Source organism: Azospirillum sp. A23 (assembly GCF_042938965.1).
GTDB lineage: Bacteria > Pseudomonadota > Alphaproteobacteria > Azospirillales > Azospirillaceae > Azospirillum > Azospirillum melinis.
Genome location: NZ_CP170669.1, coordinates 212545 through 234872 on the forward strand (window position 1 = coordinate 212545; position 22328 = coordinate 234872).

Below are 22328 nucleotides of genomic sequence, written 5' to 3' on the forward strand. Positions count from 1 at the left end.
CTCTCCCATCGGCCGGCTCATCGCGTGACACTCATCGCGTGACCAGTGCGGTTCTGGCGTTGCACCAGTTCATCAGCAGCGAGACCGCGGCGCCGATGGTCAGATAGACGGCGAGCAGGATGGCGATGCTTTCCAGCGCCTGGCCCGTCTGGTTGATGACGGTGCCGATCACCAGCCCCAGTTCCGGGAAGCCGACGGCAAGCGCCAGGGTGGAATTCTTGACCGTCGAGAGATATTGCGTGGTCAGCGGCGGGATGATGACCCGCAGGGCCTGCGGCATGACGATCCGCATCAGCGTCTGCCGCTCGCTGAGGCCGAGCGCCCGCCCGGCCTCCCACTGGCCGCGGCCGACGGCGTCGATGCCGCCGCAGATGATCTCGCCGATGAAGGCCGCGGTGTAGAGCACCAGCCCGACCATCAGCGCCGCGAATTCCGGCGACAGCCGCATCCCGCCGCTGAAGTTGAAGCCGCGCAGTTCCGGCAGGCTCGCCGCGGCGCCGATGCCGGTGGCCCAGGCGAGGGCCAGGACAGCCGCCGCCGCTCCGATGGCGGGCAGGGCAGGGGCCGTCCGGCCTTGCCGGCGCAGCCGCCGGGCCAGCACCGCCGCGGCCACGAGGATGGCCGCCGTCCCCGCCGCGAAGCCCCAGCCGTTGCCGCTCCACTCGATGCCCGGCAGATAGAGACCACGCTGCGACAGATAGACGTAGGGCAGGGGGTGCAACGCGTTGCGCGGGGCCGGCAGGGCCGTGGTGGCGAGCGCGTACCAGAACAGCAACTGCACGATCAGCGGCGTGTTGCGGACCGCCGTGACGAAGACGCCGGCCACTCCCGACAGCATCGGGTGCCTGGCCCGCCGGGCCAGTCCGACGAACAGGCCGAGCAGGGTGGCGGACAGGATCGCCATCGCCGAGATCAACAGGGTGTTGCCGATCCCGACCACATAGGCCCAGGCGAAGCTGTCCATCGGACTGTAGGGAACCACGCTTTCCGAGATCGGAAAGTTGGCCGGGCGGGCGAGGAAGTCGAAACCGACGCGGATGCTGCGGACGGCCAGATTCTCCACCGTGTTGGCGGCGAGCCAGACCAGGGTCCCGACGAAGAGGAGCAGCAGAAGCGCCTGACCGGCCCAGGCCCGGAGGCGCGGGCTGTCCCAAAGGGCAGTGAGCTGGGTGGCGATCTGGGCGGCGAGCATGGGCCAATCTCCCGGTTGCCGTGCGGATGCGGGGGGCTTACTGGAAGGCCAGCGGGAACATCAGCCCGCCGTCGCGGAACAGGCGGTTGTAGCCGCGGTCGATCTTCAGCGGGCTGCCGGCGCCGAGATTGCGGTCGAAGACCTCGCCATAGTTCCCGAGCTGCCTGACGATGTTGTAGGCGAATTTGTCGTCCAGCCCGATCGCCGTGCCGTTGCCGGGCTCCACCCCCAGGAAGCGGCGGATGCGCGGATCGCCGGAGCCGAGCTTCTGGTCTATGTTGGCCTGGGTGATGCCGAACATCTCCGCCGCGGTCAGAGCCTGGAACGACCAGGTGACGATGTCCATCCACTGGTCGTCGCCATGCCGCACCGCCGGGGTCAGCGCATCCATGTAGGGGGAAGCCGGGAAGATGACGTAGTCGGCCGGGTTCTTCGCCTGGGTGGCGCGGATGGAGGCGAGTGCCGCCGCGTCGGTGATCAGCGCGTCGCAGCGGCCGGAGAAGAAGGCCTGCCGCAGCGCCGACACGCTGTCGAAGACCACGGTCGTCAGCCCGAGCTGATGCTCGCGCGACACGTCGTTCACCACCACTTCTGTGGTCGAGCCGGTCTGGACGCACACCGACGCGCCCTTCATGTCCTGAACCTTGGTGACGCCGAGGTTTTTCGGCATCAGGAATCCGGTGAACTCGTAATAGTTGGGGGTGGTGAAGTTGATGCCGTTGCCGTCGCGCTGAATGGTCCAGGTCAGGGTGCGGGGCAGGATGTCGATCTCGCCGCTCTGCAGGGCCGGGATCCGCTGCTGGCCGCTGAGCGGCACGAATTCCGCCTTGTCCTTGTCGTTGAACACGGCGACCGCCACCGCGCGGCAGGTCTCGACGTCCAGACCGCGCCAATAGCCCTTGTCGTCCGGCGCGCTGAAGCCGATGGTGCCGGAGCTGGCGGCGCAGATCACCTTGCCGCGCGCCTTCACGGCGTCGAGCGTGGTGCCGGCCTTCGCCGGAAGCGTCGCCGCGGCGAAGGCCAGGATTGCCGTGGTTGTTGCAATGGCAAGGCGGGCGGCGCGGCGCCGGCCGGATGTCTGTTCGGTCATGCGGGAAACCCCTGTTCGTCGTCTTGCTTGTTGTCCGCCCGCCCTCCGGCGGCCTTTACAATCCGGCCGCCTTCAGGCGGCCTGCGCCCCGGCCGTCCGTGCGGCGATGTCGTCGAGGAAGGCGGTGAGGTCGTCGTGCAGGTCGGACGAATCTTCCAGCCCGACGCTGATGCGCAGAATCAGATCCTCGCCGGCCCATGGCCGTGCAGTGCGGTTGCGCCTGACCGGCATCGGCGCCATCAGGCTGCGGGTGCCGCCCCAGGAGGCGCCGATGGCAAAGGTCCGTAGCACGTCGAGCGCCGGCGAGACGTGGGGAGTCGCCGCGGGCGTGAACACGACGCTGAAGACGCCGCTGGCTCCCAGGAAGTCGCGCTTCCACACGGCATGGCCGGGAGAGGCGGGGAGGGGGGGATACAGCACCTCCGCCACCAGCGGATGACCGGCCAGCCGTTCGGCCAGAGCCGTCGCCCCGTCGGACGCCTGCCGCATCCGCACACCCAGCGTCTCCATCCCCCGCAGCACCAGCGAGGCATCGTCGGGCGAAACGCCGATCCCGTAGCGGCCGAGAGCGCTGCGGATCGGCGCGATCAGGGCCTCGTTCCGTACGGTGAGGGACCCCATCAGCAGGTCGGAATGGCCGCCGATATACTTGGTCAGCGCTTCCGTCACCAGATCGGCGCCATGGTCCAGCGGCTTGAAGTTCAGCGGGGTGGCCCAGGTGTTGTCGCAGCCGACCAGCGCGCCATGGCGGTGCGCCACCGCCGCGATGGCCGGCAGGTCCTGGACCTCCATCGTGGTGGAGCCGGGCGATTCGCACCACACGACCTTGGTTCGTCCGTCGATCCGCCGTTCCAGATCGGCGACGGAGGTCGGGTCGTAATAGTCGACCGCGATGCCGAACCTGACCAAATCCCGGTTGGCGAAGTCGCGCACCGGGGGATAGGAGGTGTCGGCGATCAGCATCCTGTCGCCCGCCTGCAGGAAGGGCAGGACGGCAAAACTGTTGGCGGCCTGTCCCGACGGGAGAAGAAAAGTCCAGGCGCCATTCTCAAGCGCCGTCATCTTGGCTTCCAGCGTTCTTGTGGTAGGCGTGCCGTAGAGGCCATAGGTATATCCGGTGTGCCCGCGGTCCCCGCGTGTCGCATAGCCTTCGGCATTGGCGAAGACGATTGTCGATCCACGGTGAACGGGCACGCTGAGGCTATCGAATCCTTCGGTGGCGACCGAAGGATTCACCACGCATTGGGTGAGATCTTTCATGGGAGGCGTCCTTTGACTGACACCCCCGATTTGATGCCACCGGCCCTATTTCGTCCAATATTGATTTCCAGCTAGTCTATTCTCCTGGGTTATAGGGGGGATGCCATGAATCTGCGGCAGGTCGAGGTGTTCCACGCGGTGATGACCAACGGCACCGCGTCGCGTGCGGCCGAGGTGCTGCGCATTTCGCAGCCGGCCGTCAGCAAGGCGATCCAGGAGTTGGAGCGGGAGATCGGCTTCCCGCTGTTCCACCGCGCGAAGGGGCGCATGATTGCGACGGAGGAGGCGCGCCTGTTCTTCCAGGAGGTGTCCTCGTCCTTCTCGGGCCTGATCCATCTGCGCGCCGCCGCCGCCCGCATCCGCGATTTCGGCTCGGGCGAAATCCGGGTCGCCTGCCAGTCGGCGATCAGCACCACCGTCCTTCCGAAGGCACTGCGCGCTTTCCAACTGCGGCATCCCGATGTGTCGATCACCGTGCAGGCGCGCATGTCGTCGGTGGTGAAGGACCTGATCGCCTCCGGCCAGTTCGACGTCGGGCTGGCGGCCGACGAGATCGACGTGACGGGGGTGGATGCGACGCTGTTCATGCAGCAGCGCCTGGTGATCGCGGTCCCGGCCGGCCATCCGCTGGCAGAGCGCAAGGTCCTGCATCCCGCCGACCTTCACGGCACGCCCTTCATTGCCCTCGCTCCGGAGGACACCGCGCGCCGCCGGCTCGACGGGGTGCTGGCCGCCCATGGCGTGATGCCGAAGATCGTGCTGGAGACTCCTTATTCGACGACGGTCTGCGCCATGGTGCAGGCCGGCATCGGCTGCGGTCTGGTCAGTCCGCTGACCACCGAACCCTATCTCGGCCGTGGTCTGGTCGCCTGCGCGTTCGAGCCGGTGATCCGGTCGCGCACCCTGCTCCTGCTGCCGCCGAACCGCCGTCCATCCCGCATCGTCGCCGACTGCATCGAGGAATTGATGGCCTTCTCGTCCACCGGGGCGGATGCCTTCGAGTGAAGGCAGGACGGCTTGTGCAGCGCACATGCTCGATATATTCTCACGCTCGATATATTCTTTTGAATATAACGTATCCCTCATCCGGGAACCGGGGCGTGGAGAGCGAGCGATGAAGCCACCCATCGTCATAGTTGGCAACGGAACGCCATGGCTACGGCTGGGCCGCGTCCAGCTGACCGCTGGGCAATGCGGCCTGATCACCGGCCCCACCGGCACCGGCAAGACCAGCGTGCTGCGGGCGCTTGCCGGGTTGCCGGGACATGACGGACGGGTGATGGCGGTCGAAGGCGGCATCGCCGTGCCGAGGGGGATCGTCTGTCCGGTCGCCTTCGTGCCGCAAATCCCCGACGTTCCCCTGCGCTCCGGCCCGGTGGAGGCCGCACTGACGGCCGGCCTCCGCACCCACCTCCCGCCGAGCGGGGAAAGCGCGGCACGGATCGCCGATGCCCTGCGCGAGGTCGGGTTGGAGGGTGCAGCCGGCCGCCGGATCGAGACGCTGTCGATGGGAGAACGCCACCGCCTCGCCATTGCCGCCGCCCTGGCAGCCGATCCGGCGGTGCTGCTGCTCGACGAGCCCTTCGCCCTGCTGGACGATGCCGGGGTGCAGATGCTGCGTTCCGTCATCCGCCGGCGGCTCGCCATCGGGCGCATCCTGCTGGTCAGCGAACACCGGCCGGACCGGCTGACCGGCCTGCCCGCCGTCCATCTGCACATGCCGGCCCCGGCCGGACGCGTGGCGCCGCCCGTTCCCGGCGAGACTGTTCCGGGCGGGGACGTTCCAGGCGAGGAGGGCAGGAGCACGGCGGAGGCGCCGGTCCTGCATGCCGAAGGGCTGCGGGTTCCACGCGGCGACGGCACGCCCTTGTTCGACCGGCTTGCGATGATGGTGCCGGCGGGGCGGCGTTTCCATCTCAGCGGCGTCAACGGGGCAGGGAAGAGCAGGCTGCTGCGCTGCCTGATCGGTGCGGAACCGCTGGAGGACGGCACCGTCACCGTTACCGACCTGCGCAACCCCAGCCCGCGCGACCTGCCGGGCCGCGTCGGTTTCTTGCCGCAGTATCCGCCGCGTCATTTCTTCGCCGAGACGGTGCGGACGGAGATCGGCTTCGCCCTGACCCGCGCCGGCCTGCGCCCACCCGACCGGGCCGAACGGGTGGGCCGGGCGATTGCGCAGTTCGGTCTCGCCCCGCTGGCGGACCGCGCGCCGCAGAGCCTCAGCGTCGGAGAGCGCCAGCTCGTGGCGTTGGCCGGTCTGGTGGCGGGACGGCCCCGCCTGTTTCTGCTCGACGAGCCGCTGAGCGGACTGGACCTGGGGCGTGCCGCCCATGCCTTGGCTGTGCTGGCGGCTGCCGCCCGAAACGATGGCTCCGCTGTTCTTCTGGCGAGCCACGGCGCGCTACCGCTCTCCGGCTGGGCCGACCGCAGCCTGCGCCTGGAAAACGGCCGCCTGCACGCACTGGCCTGAGGCTACCGAGCTTATGCGACGCCGCATAACGCAAGAAGCCGATGCGCGTCGGCTGTCGGCCGCGGGCTCAGATGACGGGGAAGCTGCACTTCAGGATAGAACCTACCCCCAGCCCTTACAAAAACGCATAATGTATATTATGTAAATTCAGCCCATTCGTCTTAAACCGCTTAATGGTTCCGTCAGCCCCCGCGCCGGAACTGGAGAACTGGCGCGAGAACCGACAGCGGCGGATGAAGCGCTTCACGTCAGCCCGGCGGCAAGGCGGCAAGGCGATGCATCGCCTCGGCCTGTTTCTCAGGCAAGCCCCAGCAGGCGGCGGGCGTTGCCGCCGAGGATCTTCGCGCAGTCTGTGTCGGTCAGGTCGGATGCCAGGATCTCCAGCAGGGGGAAAGGAACACTGAACAGTTTGGGCGAGGAGTAGAAATCCGTGCCCAGCAGCAGCCTGTGCGCTCCGGCCTCGCGCACGAAACGCTCGATCATGTGGGAAACCGTAACCATCACCCCGGTGTCGAACAGGATGTTCGGATGACGCCGCGCGATGTGCGGCATCCAATGCGCGAAATCGGGGGACGAGAAGGCGTCCAGTGCCACGAACTGCACGTCGCGGAAGCGTTCGGCCAGCACCTCCAGCTTCCATGGCGATTCCAGTTTCGAATCGCCGATAATGTGGATGAAGGCCGGCACGCCGTGATGGCGCACGCGCTCCAGCAGCGCGTCCATGCGCGGATGGTCGATGGCGCAGCCCTGGAAGCGATGGTGCCAGACGATGCCCTTCATCCCGAGGACCTGGATGCAACGGTCGATCTCGTCCAGCGCCGCATCCCCTTCGAGCGGCGATACGGTGGCGAGCGCCGCCGGAAAACGGTCGCTCCAGCGATCGCGGTATTCGGCGATGGAATCGTTGACCCGGCAGGTGTCGGCGATGCCGTTCGGCGCCTGATAGCCGTTCGACGGCATCAGCAGGGCCTGGGCGATGCCGTGGCGGTCCATGAAGGCGATCCGCTGTTCGGCATCCGCCGCCATCCCCTCGCCTGCCCCGCCCCCATTTGCGCCGACAATGTCGAGCGAGCCGACATGGTGATGCAGGTCGAAGACCTGGAAGGATTTGGCGTCACGCATCCGATGTCCTCCAGAATTCGCTGTAATCGGGTCGCCGCCGGTCGCGGAACGCCCCCAGCCCCTCCGCCCATTCGCCGGGAGGCAGCTCGGCCAGCATCGTGCGCACCGCCGTCCAGTCGAGGGGGGCTGCGCGGCGCACCGCGCGCTTGACCGTGGCGATGGCCCCCGCGGCGTCCCGTCGGTGATTGCGCGCGCCAGTTCCACCGCGCTGTCCACGGCGTTTCCGGGCGGGACGACGCGGGAGACCAGCCCCAGCGCCGCGGCCTCCTCCGCCCCGATGCGGCGGCGGGTCAGGATCAGGTCCAGGGCGTGGCGCGGGCCGGCGATCTGCGCCAGCCGCGCCAGCCCGGTGTTGGGCACCACCCCCAGCCCCAGTTCGGGCAGCGCGAAGACGGCATCCGCCGCTGCGACGACCAGATCGCAGCACAACGACAGCTCGAACCCGCCGCCGAGCGCCCGGCCATGGACGGCGGCGACGGTCGGGCGGGGATGGCCGTCCAGCCGCTCGAACACATCCATCGGCGTCGGCCCAATCGGCGTCGTCCCACTGGGCGCCGGCGTCATCCAGCCGGCGTCCAGCAGGTCGCCGATGTCGGCCCCGGCGCAGAAGGACGGGCCGTCGCCGGCAATGACCAGGGCTGCGGCCTGACACGCCTCGGGCCGGTCGAGCGTGGCGAGAAGGTCGGCCACCAGATCGGCGGCCAGCGCGTTGTGGCGGTCGGGCTTCGCCAGGGTGATCAGCCCGACCGTTCCGCGCCGTTCGAAGCGGACCGTCATCTCACGGCGCCGGATAGACGAGCTTGCCGCTCGCCTTGGCCGCCGGATAGACGATCTCCTCGCCCTCCTTGCGGTGCTGGACGATGACCATCGTCTCGTCCGACAGAAGCTGGTGCAGCCCGCCGCCCTCCGATGGCCGGTAGCCGATCTTGCCGTAGGGGGTGTCGAAGGTGGCGGTGGAGAGCGCCTGGCGCACCTTGTCCTGGTCCAGCGTGCCGGCGCTTTCGATGGACCTGGCCAAGGTCATCATGCCGACATAGCCCTGGGGAAAGACGGGAGCGATGGTCTGGCCCTTGGCCTCCACCTTGCGGATCAGCTCGGCGGCGGCCGGGGTGCGGTCGGCGGTGGACCATTCGGTGATCATGGTCAGCCCCTCGCTCATGTCGCCGTAGTCGGCGCGGCGGTCGCCGGCCGACACCACCATGGTCAGCTTCGGCTTGATCCCCAGGCTCTTCATCTGGCGGACGAGCTGGAGGTTGTCGCCCGAATAGCCGACGGAGAAGAAGGCGTCGGGGTTCAGCGACTTGACGCGGGTCAGAACCGGCGAGAAGTCGGGCGAGCCGGATTTGAACGGCTCCTTCATCACCAGCTTGATCCCGGCCTTGGTCAGATATTCCTCGGCATATTTGGCGGCGTCGGCGCCGTAGAGCCCGTCCTCATAGGCCAGAGCCACCGTCTTGACCTTGGGATCGATGGAGGCGAGGAAACTCGAAGCCGCCTTCTGGCGGTGATAATCCCAGATGTAGACATGATGGTACCAGTCCTCCGTGCCGAAGGTCTTTTCCAGCCGGACGGACGAGGAACCGGTGTGGATGAACAGCGGCTTGTAGCGCTTGACGCTGGAGAGCAGGGCGAAATCGGCCGTGCTGCCGTAGCCGCCGACGAAGGCGTAGACCTTGTCCTCGGTCACCATCTTCGAGGCGATGGTGGCGGCGGTGTTGGGTTCGCTCTTGGTGTCTTCGATCAGCAGGGAGACCGGCCGGCCCAGCAGGCCGCCGGCCGCGTTGATCTCGTCCGCCGCGAACTGGACGCCGGCCAGGATGGTCTGGCCGCCCACCGCCAGCACGCCGGTCAGCGGCAGCGGCACGCCGATCCGGATCGGCTCCGCCGTCTGCGCGGCGGCCGGGGTTGGCCCGGTCATCGCCAGCGCGGCGATGCCCAATGCTGCGGCGCCGGCCGCCAGCCGTTTCACGAAGCGCATGGTTTCCTCCTGTTTTTATGGTCGTTGTCCGCGGGTGGTCTCCGCCGGTTCAGCCGGCGGCGGCGCGTTCGAAGAAGGGGTATCGGCGCTCGCCGATCCGGGGGAAGACGACGGACACGGCATCGCCGCTCCGCACGGCCGCAGCATCGCCGCCGATCAGCCGGCTGACCATCCGCGGGCCTTCGGCCAGATCGACCAGCACCACCGTGTAGGGAAGCTGGCTGTCCCACGCCCCGCCCTGGAAGGCGACATGGACATGGCTGTGCGAGAAGACGGTGCCCCGGCCCGACATCCGCTGCCAGCCGAGGCCCGGGTCGCCGCAGAGCGGGCAATGCCGGCGCGGGTAATAGAAGAGATGGCCGCAGCGTCCGCATCTGGGGAACAGCAGCTCTCCCCGGTCGCAGGCGTCCCAGAAGGGAGCGCTGGCCCCGGTCGGGTTCGGCGGGGTGGCGAGCATATCCAGCATCAGGGCTTCTCCAGAATCATGGCGCCGCAGACCGAGAAGATGCCGCCGTTGCCGCTGACCAGCGCCCGGCGCGCGCCCTCCACCTGCCGCCGCCCGGCCTCGCCGCGCAGCTGGCGCACCGCCTCGGTGATGTGGAGCATCCCGCCGATGTGGGCCTGGGACAGCAGGCCGCCATGCGGGTTCAGCGGCCAGCGGCCGCCGAGATATGGCGCCCGACCGGACCAGCGCCCCGCCTTCGCCCGGCCGGGCGAAGCCCAGCGCTTCCAGCGACACCAGGACCGAGATGGTGAAGGCGTCGTGCAGGTTGGCGAGCTGGATGTCCTCCGGCCCCATCCCCGCCGCCTCATAGGCGTCGGCACCGGCGGCAGCCATCCCGAGGTCCGGAATGTCCGGCATCAGGGTCACCGAGTTGTGGGTGGTCTTCATGCCGATGGCGCGGATGGCGACGCTGCGGCCGCGGCCCTGCGGCGTCCGTCCGGCCCGCGTCAGAACCAGCGCGCCGCCGCCGTCCGACACCAGCGAGCAGTCGAACAGGCGCAGCGGGCTGCTGATGAGGCGGCTGGCCCGGTAATCCTCCAGCGTCATCGGCTTGCGCATCTGCGCGTTGTCGTTCAGCAGGGCGTGGCGGCGCGTGACCAGGGCGACCGCCGCCAGATCCGCGTCGGTGGCGCCGTAGAGGTCGAGATAGCGCTGGGCGAGCAGGGCGTAGGGGATGACCATGCCGTGCAGGCCGAACGGCTCCTCCCACTCCTCCCCGCCCAGCAGATTGTGCATGTGCAGGCCCTGGGCGCCGGCGGGGCGGCCGGTCAGGGCGTTCTCGCCATAAACGCAGGCGGCCACGTCGCAATAGCCGCTTTCGATGGCCCAGACCGCCTGCTGCAGCATGGTCATGCCGGTGACGGTGCCGCCGACATCGACCGTGCAGGCGAAGCGGGGGGCCACGCCCAGATGCTCGGCCAGCGTGGACGAGAACATGCTGTTGGGGGTGGCGTAGGGATCGAGGTTGATCAGCCCGTCGAGATCGGACAGGGCGAAGCCCGCGTCGCGCAGCGCCGCGAGAACCGCCGCCGCCTGGATTTCGACCGGCGACCAGCCGGGCAGGCGACCGACGGGGGTTTCGCCGATGCCCGCGATGACGACGTCGGAACCGACTGCCGGCATGGGGTGTGCTCCGTTTCCGCTGCGTCAGATGCCCAGATAGGCGCTGCGCAGCTTCTGATGGTTGACGACCTCGGCCATCGGTCCGGAGAGGGCGGTCCGCCCCTCCTCCAGCACGACGCAATGGTCGGCGATGTGGGTGGCGTAGCCGACGTTCTGTTCGGCCATGACGATGGCGCAGCCGGTCTCGCGCTTGATCTTGGCAAGCGTCACGAACAGCTCCTCGACGATGATCGGGGCCAGCCCGGCCGACGGTTCGTCCAGGATCAGGGCCGACGGCTCGGCCATCAGGGCGCGGCCGATCGCCAGCATCTGGCGCTGGCCGCCGCTCATGGTTCCGGCGATCTGGCGGCTGCGGTCGCGCAAGATCGGGAAATAGCCGCACACCATGTCGCGCAGCTGCCCGTAAGGTGCCTGCCGCCGCCGGCCCGCCGCGGCGCCATGGGCACCCAGCAGATTGTCCTCGACGCTCAGGTTCGGGAAGCAGCGCGCCCCGTCCGGCACCAGCACCACGCCATGGGCCGGAAGCTGCCACGGCGCGCAGCCGCTCAGGTCCTCGCCGTCCAGCGCCAGATGGCGGCCGCTGGTGGCGACGGTGCCGGCGAGCGCCCGCAGCGCCGTGGTCTTGCCGGCGCCGTTGGAGCCGAGGATGACGAGCATGTGCCCGCTCTCCACCGCGATGTCGAGCTGGTGGAGGACGCGCAGGCGGTCGTAGGAGGCGCCGCCGATCCGTCCGACGAAGCGGCTCATGCGGCGAACCCCTTGCCGAGATAGGCTTCCCGCACCGCCTGGTCGGCCAGCACCGTGGCCGGCGCCCCTTCGGCCAGCAGGCGGCCGTTGTTCAGCACCACGACGCGGTGGCACAGGGTGGTGATGACGCGCATCAGATGCTCGATGATCACGATGCTGATCCCCTGTTCGTGGACATTGCGGATGAGGCCCATCACCTCCACCGAATCCTCGTGCGACAGGCCGGCCATCGCCTCGTCCAGCAGCAGGAGGTCGGGCGCACAGGCGAGCGCGCGGGCAATCTCCAGCCGCCTGAGGTCGGTCACCGACAGGTCGCCGCAGAAGCGGCGGAACAGCGGCCCCAGCCCGCAGAAGGCGGCGATGGCGGCGGCGTCGCCCAGCCCCGGCAGCCGGTGGCGGTCGCGCCCGGCATAGAGCAGCGGAACCGACAGCACCTCCTCGACGGTCAGGGTTGGGGGGACACGCGGGATCTGGTAGGTGCGGGCCATCCCGGCGCGGACGATCCGGTCGGGGCGCCGCCCGGTCACGTCGCCGCCATGCAGGCGGATGCGTCCGCCGCGGACGGGAAGCTGGCCCGACACGGTGTTGACCAGCGTGCTCTTGCCCGAGCCGTTGGGGCCGATCAGGCCGGTGATCTCGCCCGCCGCGATGGACAGCGACACCCCGTCGAGCGCCTTCAGGCCGCCGAAGGCCACGGTCAAATCCTCGACCGTCAGGATCGCGCCGCCGGATTGCGGTGCAGACCGCCGGGTGGGATCGGGAGAGGCTGTGTCAGGCATGGCGTTCCCGCTCCTTCTTCTTCTCGCCGGCCGCGGTGCGGCGCCCGGCCAGCGTTCCGGCCTTGCGCAGCAGGCCGACGATCCCCTGCGGCATGCCGATGACGAACAGGATGATCACGGCGCCGTAGACCACCTGATAGCCGGTGCCGCCGATGACCGAGCGGGCCACCTCCTCCAGCGCCTTCAGCGCGATGGCGCCCAGCAGCGGGCCGATGGTGGTGTCCATGCCGCCCAGCGTGGCGATGGCCAGCGGCAGCACGCTCCAGTTGGTGGTGAAGACGTCGGTCGGCACGACATAGCCGTAGAGCCCGCCGTAGCAGGCGCCGGCCAGACCGATCAGCACGCCCGACACGATGAAGGCGAAGATTTTCATGCGCACCACCGGCACGCCGCTGGCCGCGGCCAGTTCCGGCTTGGTGCGGATCATGAAGAAGGCCGGGCGGAAGCGCAGGCCGAGCAGCGCGTCCGACAGGGCCACCGCCGCCAGCAGCAGAAGCCCGATCAGCGCGAGCTGCCAGCGCGGATCGCCGTCCGCCAGCACCGGCGGGGCGATGCCGCCCGAGCCGCCGGTCCAGTCGGGGAAGACCACGACCAGCACCTGCATCGACAGGGCGAAGCCCAGCGTGGCGATGGCGAAATACATCCGGCGCAGCCGCAGGGTCAGCAGGCCGAGCAGCGTCGCCGCCAGCGCGCAGACCACAACGACCGCGATCCAGGCCAGCGCCAGCCCGATCAGCGGCTCGAAGATCGCCAGCGTGTAGGACCCGATGCCGAAGAAGGCCGCCGACCCCAGCGACACTTGGCCGGTGCGCGACAGGATGTCCCAGGCCAGCGCCGTGATCGCGGTGATGGCGACGCCGATGGCGAGCTGGATCGAGAAGGGCTTGTCGATCCAGACCAGCGCCAGCGTGGCCAGCAGGATGAGGGATAGGGAAGGAGCCGCGTGAGTTTGGTCTTCATGCGCGCCGCTCCGATCCGAACAGGCCGGTGGGCCGCACGACCAGCACCAGGACGATGATGACGAAGGCGACGCCGTAGCCCCAGCTTCCCCCGCCCGGCACGAAGGTGGCGGTCAGGTTCTCCGCCGCCGACAGCAGCACCGCGCCGATCAGCGCGCCGCCGATGCTGCCCAGCCCGCCCAGCGCCACGATGGCGAAGGCGCGCATCACCAGATCGACGCCGACCAGCGGCTGCACATAGAGGATCAGCGCCACCAGCCCGCCGCTGATGCCGGCCGTCAGCCCGCCGATCAGGAAGGACAGGCGGAACATCCGCGCGACGTCCACCCCGGCCAGAACCGCCAGCTGCGGGTCGTCGGCGGCCAGACGCAGCAGCAGCCCCTGGCGGGTGTGCCGCATGAACCAGATCATCCCGGCATAAAGCGCGATGCCGACCAGCAGCACGACCAGATTGTTGCCGGGAACGATGATGTCGCCGAGCTGCAACGCCGGCAGCAGGGGCGGGGCGTGCATCACCCGGGCGTCCGGCGTCCAGGCGATCATTGCCAGATTGATCAGCAGGATCGACAGCCCGATGGTGGCGAGGATCTGGTTGTGCTCGTCCTGTTTCAGCACCCGCGACAGGAAGCCGTCGAAGACCAGCCAGGACAGCGCCGTCATCGCCAGACCGGCGAGCAGCATGCCGGCCAGCGGCGGCACGCCCGCCGTCTCGTACAGGAAATAGGTCAGGAAGGCGCCCAGCATGACGAACTCGCCATGGGCGAAGTTGATTATGCCGGTGACGCCGAATTCCAGGGTGAGGCCGGAGGCGATGGCGGCGTAGAGCCCGGCGGTGGTCAGGGCCAGCAGCAGGGATTGGGCCAGAAGCGTGGTTTCCATCCGCGATTGTCCTCACATCCGGTCGATCAGGCTGCGCGCGATCTGGAGCCGCTGCATCTCCGAGGTGCCCTCGCCGATGCGGAAGCCGCGCGCGTCGCGATAGATGCGCTCCACCGGCAGATCGGCCATGAAGCCGGCCCCGCCGAAGATTCGGAGGACGCGGTCGGCTACCCGCCCGACCATCTCGGTGCAGTAGAGCTTGGCGCGCGAGGCGGCGATGCGGGCGTCGGGATGTCCCTGGTCCGACAGGCGCGCCGCCTTGGCGCAGAGCAGCCGGCCGGCGTCGATCTCCACGTCGCAGTCCGCCAGCATGAAGGCGATGGCCTGATGGTCGGCCAGCCGCCGCCCGAAGGTGGTGCGGTCGCGGGCATAGGGCACCGCCAGATCGATCAGCCGCTGGGCCATGCCGACGCAGCGGCAGGACACGAACAGCCGGTCGTTGTTGATGGTCGCCATCATCACGCCGAAACCGGCACCGGGCGCGCCCAGCACATGGTCGTCCGGCACGAAACAGTCGTCGAAGCCGAGCGCCGAGAGGTGGTAGCCGTGCCAGCCCAGCTTGCGGAAGCGGCGCTCGATGGTGAAGCCCTGTGCCCCGCGCGGCACGATGAAAGTGGTCAGCCGCCCCTTCAGCGGCGCGTCGCGGTCGGTCACCGCCAGCACGATGGTGTGGTCGGCGGTCTCCGCATGCGAGATGAAGGTCTTGGCCCCCGACAGCAGCCAGCCGCCGTCGGTCCGCCGCGCCCGTGTCCTGAGCGCGTTCAGGTCGGAACCGGCGTCCGGCTCGGTCAGGGCATAGGCGACGGTGCGTTCGCCGCGCATCAGCGGCCCGACGAACCAGTCGTGCTGGGCCGCGTCGGCGAACAGCAGCGATCCAGGCAGATGGCCGCAGGCTTCGGCCAGCGGCATGCTGGTGTGGCCAGTCGCCTCGTCGATGGCCGAGATGGCGACCCGGCTCAACCCCGGCCCGCCGATGTTCTCCGGCATGTTGTAGCCGTAGATGCCGAGATCGGCGGCCGACCGACGCAGGTCGCGCATCAGGCCGGGATCGACGTCGTCGGCGCGGTCCACCGCCTCCTCGTGCGGCCGCAGGGAGGCCTGGACGAAGCCGCTCACGGTGCGGACCAGCGCGTCGATTTCGGCGGCATCGTCGCCGGTGGCGGCGGCGGCATATGTGGACAGGCAGTCGCTCATGATGGCTCCACCGTCTGGCTATCGACCCAACTCTCGACCCAGCTTTCGATGACGCCGCGCTGCACCTTGCCGGTGGTGGAGCGGACGATGCGCTCGGGCGGCACGAAGTGGATCGCCTTGGGCTGCTTGAATCCGGCCAGTTCCCGCCGGCACAGGGCGGACAGTTCGGCGGCCTCCAGGCGGGGGTTGGCGGACACCACCACCGCCACCGGGATTTCGCCCCAGCGGGCGTCCTTCCGGCGCACGACCACGGCGTCGCGCACGTCGGGGTGGCCGACCAGCACGCGCTCGATCTCCGCGGGATAGATGTTCTCGCCGCCCGACTTGATCAGGTACTTGGCACGGTCGACGAAATCGTAGAGGCCGTCCGGCCGGCGGCGGAGCAGGTCGCCCATGTGGAACCAGCCGTTGCGGAAGTCCTGCCGGGTCGCCGCCTCGTTGTTCCAATAGCCGCTGAACAGCGTCGGGCCGCGCATGGCGAGTTCGCCGATGCCGCCGTCGGGAACGTCGTTGTCGTCCGGGTCGACCAGCCGGATTTCCGCCCCGACGCTCGGCGCCTTGCCGAGATCGCCGGTGGCGCCGCGGGGAAGCTGGCGGCCGGACAGCGGCGGGGTGCCGGTCTCGGTCGATCCGAAGCAGTTGAGGAAGTCGGCGCCCAGCAGTTCGCTCAGCCGCGCCACCTCGGCGGGCGGCGACAGATCGGCCATCACGCCGCAGGTGCGCAGGCCGAGCGGCCTGACGCCGCGCCGCTCCAGCACCTCGATCATCCGGCCCAGCGTGCCCGGCATGATCGACACCCATTCGAACCGCTCGGTCTCGATCTTGTCGGCGATCCGGTCGGGATCGAAGGCGTCGAGCACGATCACCCGTCCGCCGGTCAGCAGGGCGTAGTGCGCCGGCTCGGTGCCGCCCATGTGGTAGAGCGGCGGCCAGCACAGGTTGGTGTTGCCCGGCCGCACCCCCAGGTCGAACGGCGCCGCCGTCATGCGGGCCAGCTGGCTGCGATGGGTCAGCACCGCCCCCTTGGGCAGGCCGGTGGTGCCGCTCGTATAGAGGATCAGCAGGGGATCCTCCGGCTCGGCGACGTCCGGCGGCGTGTCGGCAGAGGCGGCGGCAAGGCGGCGCTCCCACTCCGCGCCGAATTCTATCACCGGAATCCCGGCGGCGGCGGTGTCCGACAGGATACCCGTATGGCGGGGCGAGACCAGGATCGCCGTCGGCGCGACGAGGCCGATGCAGTGCTCCAGCTCGCGCGGGCTGAGGCGCCAGTTCTGGCAGGCGGTGATCGCTCCCAGCAAAGCGCAGGCAAGCTGCGTCTCGATGTATTCGAGCCGGTTCTCGGACAGCACGGCGACACGGGCGCCGCGTGTCACCCCCAGCGCCGCCAGCGCCGAGGCGCTGCGGTTCACCCGTTCGGCCAGCTGGGCGAAGGTCAGGATGCGGGCCTCGTCCTGGCCGTCATCCTCGATGGCGATGCGGTGCGGATAAAGCCGCGCGGTGGAAAGGAACAGGCTTCCCACGTTGGAGGCGGCGGCCCGCGCCACCAGTGCGGCGGCCGGTCGGTCCATGCCGGTTGTCAAACTCATGACCAAGCTCCTCCCTGCTTTTCATTGGATCGTTGAGGACTTTATTCCCTTTTGTGTTTTAATAATTGGCAGGCCAAATCATGGCGAATATTCCGATATGCACTCAACGGGGATCTCCGGAGGCCTGCGCGTGGCTGCGTCTCAGCCAGGGCATGGCCCGCCCGCCGAGAGGCCGGCCCAGCAGGCCTCCGGCGACATCGACCGCGTCGATCAGGGCGGGCAGATCGACGCCGGTGGCGAGGCCCGATTTCTCGGCCAGCAGCACGATATCCTCGGTGGCAAGATTGCCGGCGGCGCCGGGGGCGAAGGGGCAGCCGCCGATCCCGCCGGCGCTGGCGTCGAGCCGGCGGATGCCCGTCTCGATGGCGGCATGGGCGTTGGCGATGCCGAAGCCGCGCGTGTCGTGGAAATGCATGCCGATCCGCTCCGCCGGCAGGCTGGGAAGCAGCGCCCGCAGCAGGGCTGTCACTTGGCCGGGAGCGGCGGCGCCGATGGTGTCGGCGATCACCACCTCGCCGGCGCCGATGGCGGCGAAGCGCTCCGCCAGCCGGACGACGGCGGCCGGCTCCACCGCCCCCTCGAACGGGCATTCAAAGGCGACGGCGACATAGGCGCGCACGGCGATGCCTGCCTCCAGCGCGCGGCCGATCACCTCCTCGGCGGCGGCGGTCGCTTGGTCCAGCGTCATGTTGATGTTGCGCCGGTTCATCTCCTCCGTCGCCGCCACCACGGTGGCGATCTGCGGCGTTCCGCAGGCCAGCGCCCGGTCCAGCCCGCGGCCGTTCATGGCAAGGGCGGAAACCTCGACCCCCGGCAGGGAGCGGGTCCCGGCGACGATCTCCTCGGCATCGGCCATCTGCGGCACCGCCTTGGGCGAGGCGAAGCTGGCGGCTTCGATCCGCGTCAGCCCGGCCTCGGCCAGCCGCCGGATCAGCTCAAGCTTGCCGGCGGTGGGAACGAAGGTCGGCTGGTTCTGCAATCCGTCGCGCGGGGCGACCTCGGTCAACAGCAGGCGGTCCACGGCTCACCCCACCCGTCCGGCGCGGCGCAGCTCGCCGATGCGCTCGGGCCCATAGCCCAGCAGCGTTTCCAGAACCTCGTCGGTGTCGTGGCCCAGCTCCGGCGGGGCGGTGAAACGGTCGGGCTTGCGGCCGGACTGTTTGCCGCCTGACAACTTGATCGGGTTGCCCGGCATCCGCACCGTGCCGCCCTGGGACAGCGGCACCTCGACCACCATGTCGCGGGCGACCACCTGCGGATCCGACATCGCCTGGGCGAAGTCGTTGACCGGGCCGCAGGGTACCCGCGCCTCGCGCAGCCGGTCGAGCCAACTGGCGGAGCTGTCCTTGACCAGCTCCTCCCCGACGATCCGCTCGATCCGCACCTTGTCGGCATAGCGGCCGGGTTGCAGGCGGTAGTCCGGCGTCTCCAGCTCCGGCCGCCCGATGACCGGCAGCAGCCGCTCGAAGAAGGCGTCGCCGATGCAGGCGATGATGATGTGGCCGTCGGCGGTCCTGAAGGTGTTGTAGGGGACATGGACGAAATGGCCGTTGCCCAGCCGTTCCGGCACATGCCCGGACATCAGATGCATCGTGCCCATGTAGTTGAGCAGCGAGATCTGCACGTCCAGCATCGACACGTCGACATGGCGGCCGACGCCGGTCCGCTCCCGCTCCTGCAACGCGGCGAGCACGCCCAGCGCGCCGAACAGCCCGCCGCCCAGGTCGCCGATGGGGATGCCGGACCGCAGCGGCGGCCCGTCGGGCAGGCCGGTGATGCTCATGCCGCCGCCCATCGCCTGCACCACCTGATCGAAGGCGGGCCGGTTCGGATCGGGACCGTCGCCGCCGAAGCCGGTGACCGAGCAGGTGACGATGCGCGGATTGACCGCCGACAGCGACGCGAAGTCGATGCCCAGCCGCTCTGTCACGCCGGCGCTGAAATTGTCGAACACCACGTCGCTCTTGCGGACCAGATCGAGGAAGACAGCGCGTCCCTCCTCGCTTTTCAGGTCGATGCAGACGCTGCGCTTGCCCCGGTTGAGCGTGAGGAAATAGGCCCCCATGCCATGCCGGGAATAATCGGGATCGCCGGCCAGCAGCTGCCGCGTCCCTTCGCCCCGGCCCGGCGGTTCGACCTTGATCGTCTCGGCCCCCAGATCGGTCAGCAGCATGGTGCCGTAGGGACCGGACAACATGTGCGTCAGGTCGATCAGCCGGATGCCGTTCAATGGTGCCATGCCCGTCGCCCCAGATGCTTTGTTTGCGGAATGTTTGTTCGCTTATCAAACAGCAAACGGTGTGCCAGTCCGGCGCCAATTGTCCTTATTGTTGATTATCAATGTGTTGGCTAATTTTGGTGTTGGGACGGCCGTTTCATGAAACGGCTGGTCTGTTGCGATGAAACGTGTCATGAAACGTTGGTTTGCAACGCGGATGAAACATGGCGGTCCCGGCGCGATGCCGCTGGCCCCTTCGGGGGGCGATGGCCGGAAGGAAGGAACCATACCGATGGCACTGGGCTATCCGAACACCGGGCGGTTGCGACTGTGCTTCCTCAGCTACCGCCACCTCACCCGACTGGCGCGTGCGGTGCTGGACGAATACGCCCAGCGTGCCGAGATCGAGGTGATCGACCAGGCCTATGAGGCGGCGTTGGCGGTGGCGCGGGAGCGCGAGGCGTCGGGCGCGGTGGATGCCTTCGTCAGCGCCGGCGCCAATGCCAGCTACCTGCGCAGCACCGTGAAGTCGCCGGTCGCCACCATCAAGGTCGGCGGCTACGACATCCTGCTGGCGCTGCTGAAGGCGCGGGAGCGGTCGAACCGGGTCGGCATCGTCATGCACCGCCGCATCATTCCGGAACTGGACGCCATCAAGGGGCTGCTGCGGACCGAGGTGGAACAGGGCTGCTACGAGACCCCGGACGAGGCCGTCGCCTGCGTCAAGGACATGGCGGAGCGCGGCTTTCCCGTCATCATCGGCTCGAGCGTGGTGGTCGAGGCGACCGAACGGCTGGGGATGGAGGGCATCCTGGCCTATTCGGTGGCGGGCGTGCGCCAGGGGCTGGACGACGCGCTGGAAATGGCCCGCATCGCCCGGCTGGAAAACGCCCGCTACAGCCAGTTGAACGGCGTCCTCCGAAATGTCCAGGAGGCGGTGCTGGCCGTCGATCCGGCCGACCGGGTGACGGCGGTCAATCCGGCGATGGAGGCCCTGCTGGGCTTTCCCCCGAACGCCATTCTGGGCCGGGTGGCGGCGGAGGTGGCGCCGGAACTGTCCCTGCGCGGGGTGCTGGGCAGCGGCGAGGCGGAAAAGGGCAGTGTCCTGACATTCCGCCGCCGCGACTGGATCGCCAACCGCATCCCGATCCGCGAGCATGGGCAGGTCACCGGCGCCATGATCACGGTCTATGATGCCCGCGCCATCAGCGAGGCGGACGTCAGCCTGCGGTCCCAGACCCGGCGCCGTTCCAACCGGACGACCCGCTATACGCTCGATGACATCCGTGGCGACAGTCCGGCCATCGAGCAGGCACGCGCCACCGCGCGGCGGTTCGCGGCGAGCGACCTGACGGTGCTGATTTCCGGCGACAGCGGGACGGGGAAGGAACTGTTCGCCCAGGCCATCCACAATCTCGGCCCGCGCGCCGGCCGCCCCTTCGTGGCGATCAACTGCTCGGCCTTCCCGGATTCCCTGCTGGAATCGGAGCTGTTCGGCCATGAGGAGGGCGCCTTCACCGGGGCGCGCAAGGGCGGCAAGGTCGGCTTGTTCGAGGCGGCGCACACCGGCACGCTGTTCCTCGACGAGATCGGCGACATGCCGCTGGCCCTGCAGACCCGGCTGCTGCGCGTGCTCCAGGAACGCGAGATCGTGCGTCTGGGCAGCGTCGTGCCGGTGCCGGTCGACCTTAGGGTGATCGCGGCCACCCATCAGCCGCTGGAGGAGCTGGTGCCGCAGCGCGCGTTCCGGGCCGACCTGCTTTACCGTCTGAACACGCTGCGCCTACGCCTGCCGCCGCTGTGCGACCGGGTGGAGGATGTGCCGGTCCTGGCCGAGGGCTTCGTCGCCGCCTGCCTGGAGCGGACCGGGCTCCGGCTGGCGCCGTCGGTCGTCGTCGATCCTTTGAAATCCCGTCTCGCCAGCTACCGTTGGCCGGGCAACGTCCGCGAGTTGGAGAACATCTGCGAGCGTCTGACCATGCTCGTGCTGCAATTCGGCACCGTCGAGGACATTCCCGCCGGCATCCTGCGCCATGACTGCCCGGAGCTGTTTCTCGAACCGCCCGCACAGGACAGGCCGACCGGTCGGACGGGCACGGGGCAGCCGGCTGGGACGGGAACGACGCACGGGATGTCATCGAAAACGCCCTGTCCCGCAACCACGGCAATCGGGCGGACGCGGCGCGCCAACTGGGCATCAGCCGCGCGACACTGTGGCGACGCATGCGCCAGCTTGGTCTCGGTGCCTCCCTTGGCGCCTCCACCGATGGCAATGACGCCGCGCGGGACTAGCACTTGCGCGGGACGAGCCGGCACGGACGACAGGAAGCAGTCAAATAATCGAAAAGCCCTGGAGTCCGTCCGATGCTTAACCGAAGCATCGGACGGACTCCAGGGCCGGCCACGCTTGCGGGCCGCCCGCCTTAAGCGCCGGTGAAGTTCGGCGGACGCTTGCCCAGCAGCGCGGCGATGGCTTCCTTGTGGTCGGCGGTCGCATGCGCGAGCGCCTGCATGGCGGCGGACATCTCCAGCAGCGTGTCGAGCTTGACCGTCCAGCCTTCGCGCAGCAGGCGCCTCGTCATGCGCACCACATGGGGCGGATTGACGGCGATCCGCGCGGCCATCGCACGCGCCTGGGGCAGCAGCTCCGCATCGGGAACGACGCGCGACACCAGACCGCAGGCGAGCGCCTCCGCCGCGTCGATGACGTCGCCGGTCAGCGCCATCTCGCAGGCCTTGGAAAAGCCGACGACCCGCGGCAGCAGCCACGCGCCGCCGTCGCCGGGGACGATCCCGACCTTGACGAAGCTTTCGGCGAACCGTGCGCTCTCGCCGGCGATGCGGATGTCGCACATGCAGGCGAGGTCGCAGCCGGCACCGATGGCCGGACCGTTCACCGCCGCGATCACCGGAACCTCCATCGCCTCGAGCAGCAGCGGAATGCGCTGGATGCCCAGTTTGTAATTCCGGCGCGTCTGGGCTGCGACCTTGTCGTTGAGGCCGCCGCTTTCCCCCATCTTCTTCACGTTCCCGCCGGACGAAAAGGCGCCGCCGGCCCCCGTCACGATGATCACCCGGGTCGCCATGTCCGCGTCGAGACCGCTCAGCGTCTCCACCAGCGCCTCGATCATCTCCGGATCGGAGATCGGGTTGCGCTGCTCCGGCAAGTTCAGGGTGAGCGTGACGATTCCGTTGTCGTTGTCCACCAGCACGAGATTCGTCATCGC

The 22328-nt window shown here is 69.0% G+C and carries 19 protein-coding genes and 2 pseudogenes; 5 read left to right on the forward strand and 16 right to left on the reverse strand.

Features of this window, described 5'->3' with window-relative positions; all coding sequences use genetic code 11:
- Nucleotides 1-31: 31 nt before the first annotated feature.
- From ABNQ40_RS33670 to ABNQ40_RS33680, 3 genes are all read right to left on the reverse strand, one after another.
- The gene (locus tag ABNQ40_RS33670) at nt 32-1192 is read right to left on the reverse strand and encodes an amino acid ABC transporter permease (RefSeq protein WP_109049238.1); all 1161 of its coding nucleotides are present in this window, start codon (nt 1190-1192) and stop codon (nt 32-34) included.
- Nucleotides 1193-1229: 37 nt separating this feature from the next.
- Complete coding sequence (locus ABNQ40_RS33675) at nt 1230-2282, reverse strand: amino acid ABC transporter substrate-binding protein (protein WP_109049237.1); 1053 nt, start codon at nt 2280-2282, stop codon at nt 1230-1232.
- Nucleotides 2283-2354: 72 nt separating this feature from the next.
- The gene (locus ABNQ40_RS33680; RefSeq protein WP_391349331.1) at nt 2355-3542 is read right to left on the reverse strand and encodes a trans-sulfuration enzyme family protein; all 1188 of its coding nucleotides are present in this window, start codon (nt 3540-3542) and stop codon (nt 2355-2357) included.
- Nucleotides 3543-3647: 105 nt separating this feature from the next.
- On the opposite strand from ABNQ40_RS33680, the gene ABNQ40_RS33685 reads away from it, so the two are divergent.
- A complete protein-coding gene (locus ABNQ40_RS33685; RefSeq protein WP_109049235.1) occupies nt 3648-4547 on the forward strand; it encodes a LysR substrate-binding domain-containing protein in 900 nt (299 codons plus the stop codon).
- Nucleotides 4548-4656: 109 nt separating this feature from the next.
- Entirely contained in the window at nt 4657-6012 is a 1356-nt protein-coding gene (locus ABNQ40_RS33690; protein WP_247879714.1) for an ABC transporter ATP-binding protein, read from the forward strand.
- A 297-nt stretch (nt 6013-6309) separates the two neighbouring features.
- Here ABNQ40_RS33690 and ABNQ40_RS33695 read toward each other — a convergent pair whose 3' ends face one another.
- The 7 genes and pseudogenes from ABNQ40_RS33695 to ABNQ40_RS33725 all read right to left on the reverse strand — a co-directional run bounded on the left by ABNQ40_RS33695 (nt 6310) and on the right by ABNQ40_RS33725 (nt 13139).
- Nucleotides 6310-7911, reverse strand: a complete 1602-nt coding sequence (locus tag ABNQ40_RS33695) for an enoyl-CoA hydratase-related protein (RefSeq protein WP_391349333.1) — start codon at nt 7909-7911, stop codon at nt 6310-6312.
- 1 nt (nt 7912) lies between these two features.
- Nucleotides 7913-9112 carry an amino acid ABC transporter substrate-binding protein gene (locus ABNQ40_RS33700; RefSeq protein WP_109049232.1) on the reverse strand — a complete coding sequence of 400 codons (1200 nt, stop codon included), beginning with the start codon at nt 9110-9112 and terminating at the stop codon, nt 7913-7915.
- Between the two features lie 49 nt (nt 9113-9161).
- Nucleotides 9162-9578, reverse strand: coding sequence for a Zn-ribbon domain-containing OB-fold protein (locus tag ABNQ40_RS33705; protein WP_391349335.1), 417 nt, complete (start codon nt 9576-9578; stop codon nt 9162-9164).
- Nucleotides 9578-10739, reverse strand: a pseudogene (locus ABNQ40_RS33710) (thiolase family protein). Before ABNQ40_RS33710 ends, ABNQ40_RS33705 begins: the two are co-directional and overlap by 1 nt.
- 24 nt (nt 10740-10763) lie before the next feature.
- Nucleotides 10764-11486 carry an ABC transporter ATP-binding protein gene (locus ABNQ40_RS33715; protein WP_109049229.1) on the reverse strand — a complete coding sequence of 241 codons (723 nt, stop codon included), beginning with the start codon at nt 11484-11486 and terminating at the stop codon, nt 10764-10766.
- Nucleotides 11483-12265 carry an ABC transporter ATP-binding protein gene (locus tag ABNQ40_RS33720; RefSeq protein ID WP_109049228.1) on the reverse strand — a complete coding sequence of 261 codons (783 nt, stop codon included), beginning with the start codon at nt 12263-12265 and terminating at the stop codon, nt 11483-11485. The genes ABNQ40_RS33715 and ABNQ40_RS33720 overlap by 4 nt, the downstream gene beginning before the upstream one ends.
- A complete protein-coding gene (locus ABNQ40_RS33725; protein ID WP_391349443.1) occupies nt 12258-13139 on the reverse strand; it encodes a branched-chain amino acid ABC transporter permease in 882 nt (293 codons plus the stop codon). Before ABNQ40_RS33725 ends, ABNQ40_RS33720 begins: the two co-directional genes overlap by 8 nt.
- Between ABNQ40_RS33725 and ABNQ40_RS33730 the strand changes: the two genes are divergently transcribed.
- Nucleotides 13084-13212: a hypothetical protein gene (locus ABNQ40_RS33730; protein ID WP_391349337.1), complete on the forward strand. Its 129-nt coding sequence runs from the start codon at nt 13084-13086 to the stop codon at nt 13210-13212. The two genes, ABNQ40_RS33725 and ABNQ40_RS33730, sit on opposite strands and share 56 nt — an antisense overlap.
- A gap of 9 nt (nt 13213-13221) precedes the next feature.
- Here ABNQ40_RS33730 and ABNQ40_RS33735 read toward each other — a convergent pair whose 3' ends face one another.
- From ABNQ40_RS33735 to ABNQ40_RS33755, 5 genes are all read right to left on the reverse strand, one after another.
- A complete protein-coding gene (locus tag ABNQ40_RS33735; protein WP_391349339.1) occupies nt 13222-14103 on the reverse strand; it encodes a branched-chain amino acid ABC transporter permease in 882 nt (293 codons plus the stop codon).
- A gap of 12 nt (nt 14104-14115) precedes the next feature.
- Complete coding sequence (locus ABNQ40_RS33740; protein WP_391349341.1) at nt 14116-15297, reverse strand: acyl-CoA dehydrogenase family protein; 1182 nt, start codon at nt 15295-15297, stop codon at nt 14116-14118.
- Nucleotides 15294-16883 (reverse strand): class I adenylate-forming enzyme family protein, encoded by a 1590-nt coding sequence (locus ABNQ40_RS33745; RefSeq protein ID WP_199235295.1) that lies wholly within the window; start codon nt 16881-16883, stop codon nt 15294-15296. Before ABNQ40_RS33745 ends, ABNQ40_RS33740 begins: the two co-directional genes overlap by 4 nt.
- A 103-nt stretch (nt 16884-16986) precedes the next feature.
- The gene (locus tag ABNQ40_RS33750) at nt 16987-17904 is read right to left on the reverse strand and encodes a hydroxymethylglutaryl-CoA lyase (protein ID WP_109049223.1); all 918 of its coding nucleotides are present in this window, start codon (nt 17902-17904) and stop codon (nt 16987-16989) included.
- Between the two features lie 3 nt (nt 17905-17907).
- Nucleotides 17908-19122 (reverse strand): CaiB/BaiF CoA-transferase family protein, encoded by a 1215-nt coding sequence (locus ABNQ40_RS33755; RefSeq protein ID WP_109049222.1) that lies wholly within the window; start codon nt 19120-19122, stop codon nt 17908-17910.
- 271 nt (nt 19123-19393) lie between these two features.
- Between ABNQ40_RS33755 and ABNQ40_RS33760 the strand changes: the two are divergent.
- Together ABNQ40_RS33760 and ABNQ40_RS33765 are read left to right on the forward strand one after the other, a co-directional pair.
- Nucleotides 19394-20842: pseudogene (locus ABNQ40_RS33760) on the forward strand (sigma 54-interacting transcriptional regulator); the annotation flags it as partial.
- Between the two features lie 407 nt (nt 20843-21249).
- Nucleotides 21250-21393, forward strand: a complete 144-nt coding sequence (locus ABNQ40_RS33765; protein ID WP_391349445.1) for a helix-turn-helix domain-containing protein — start codon at nt 21250-21252, stop codon at nt 21391-21393.
- A 131-nt stretch (nt 21394-21524) separates the two neighbouring features.
- Here ABNQ40_RS33765 and ABNQ40_RS33770 read toward each other — a convergent pair whose 3' ends face one another.
- Nucleotides 21525-22325, reverse strand: coding sequence for a crotonase/enoyl-CoA hydratase family protein (locus ABNQ40_RS33770; RefSeq protein WP_109049220.1), 801 nt, complete (start codon nt 22323-22325; stop codon nt 21525-21527).
- Nucleotides 22326-22328: the final 3 nt, after the last annotated feature.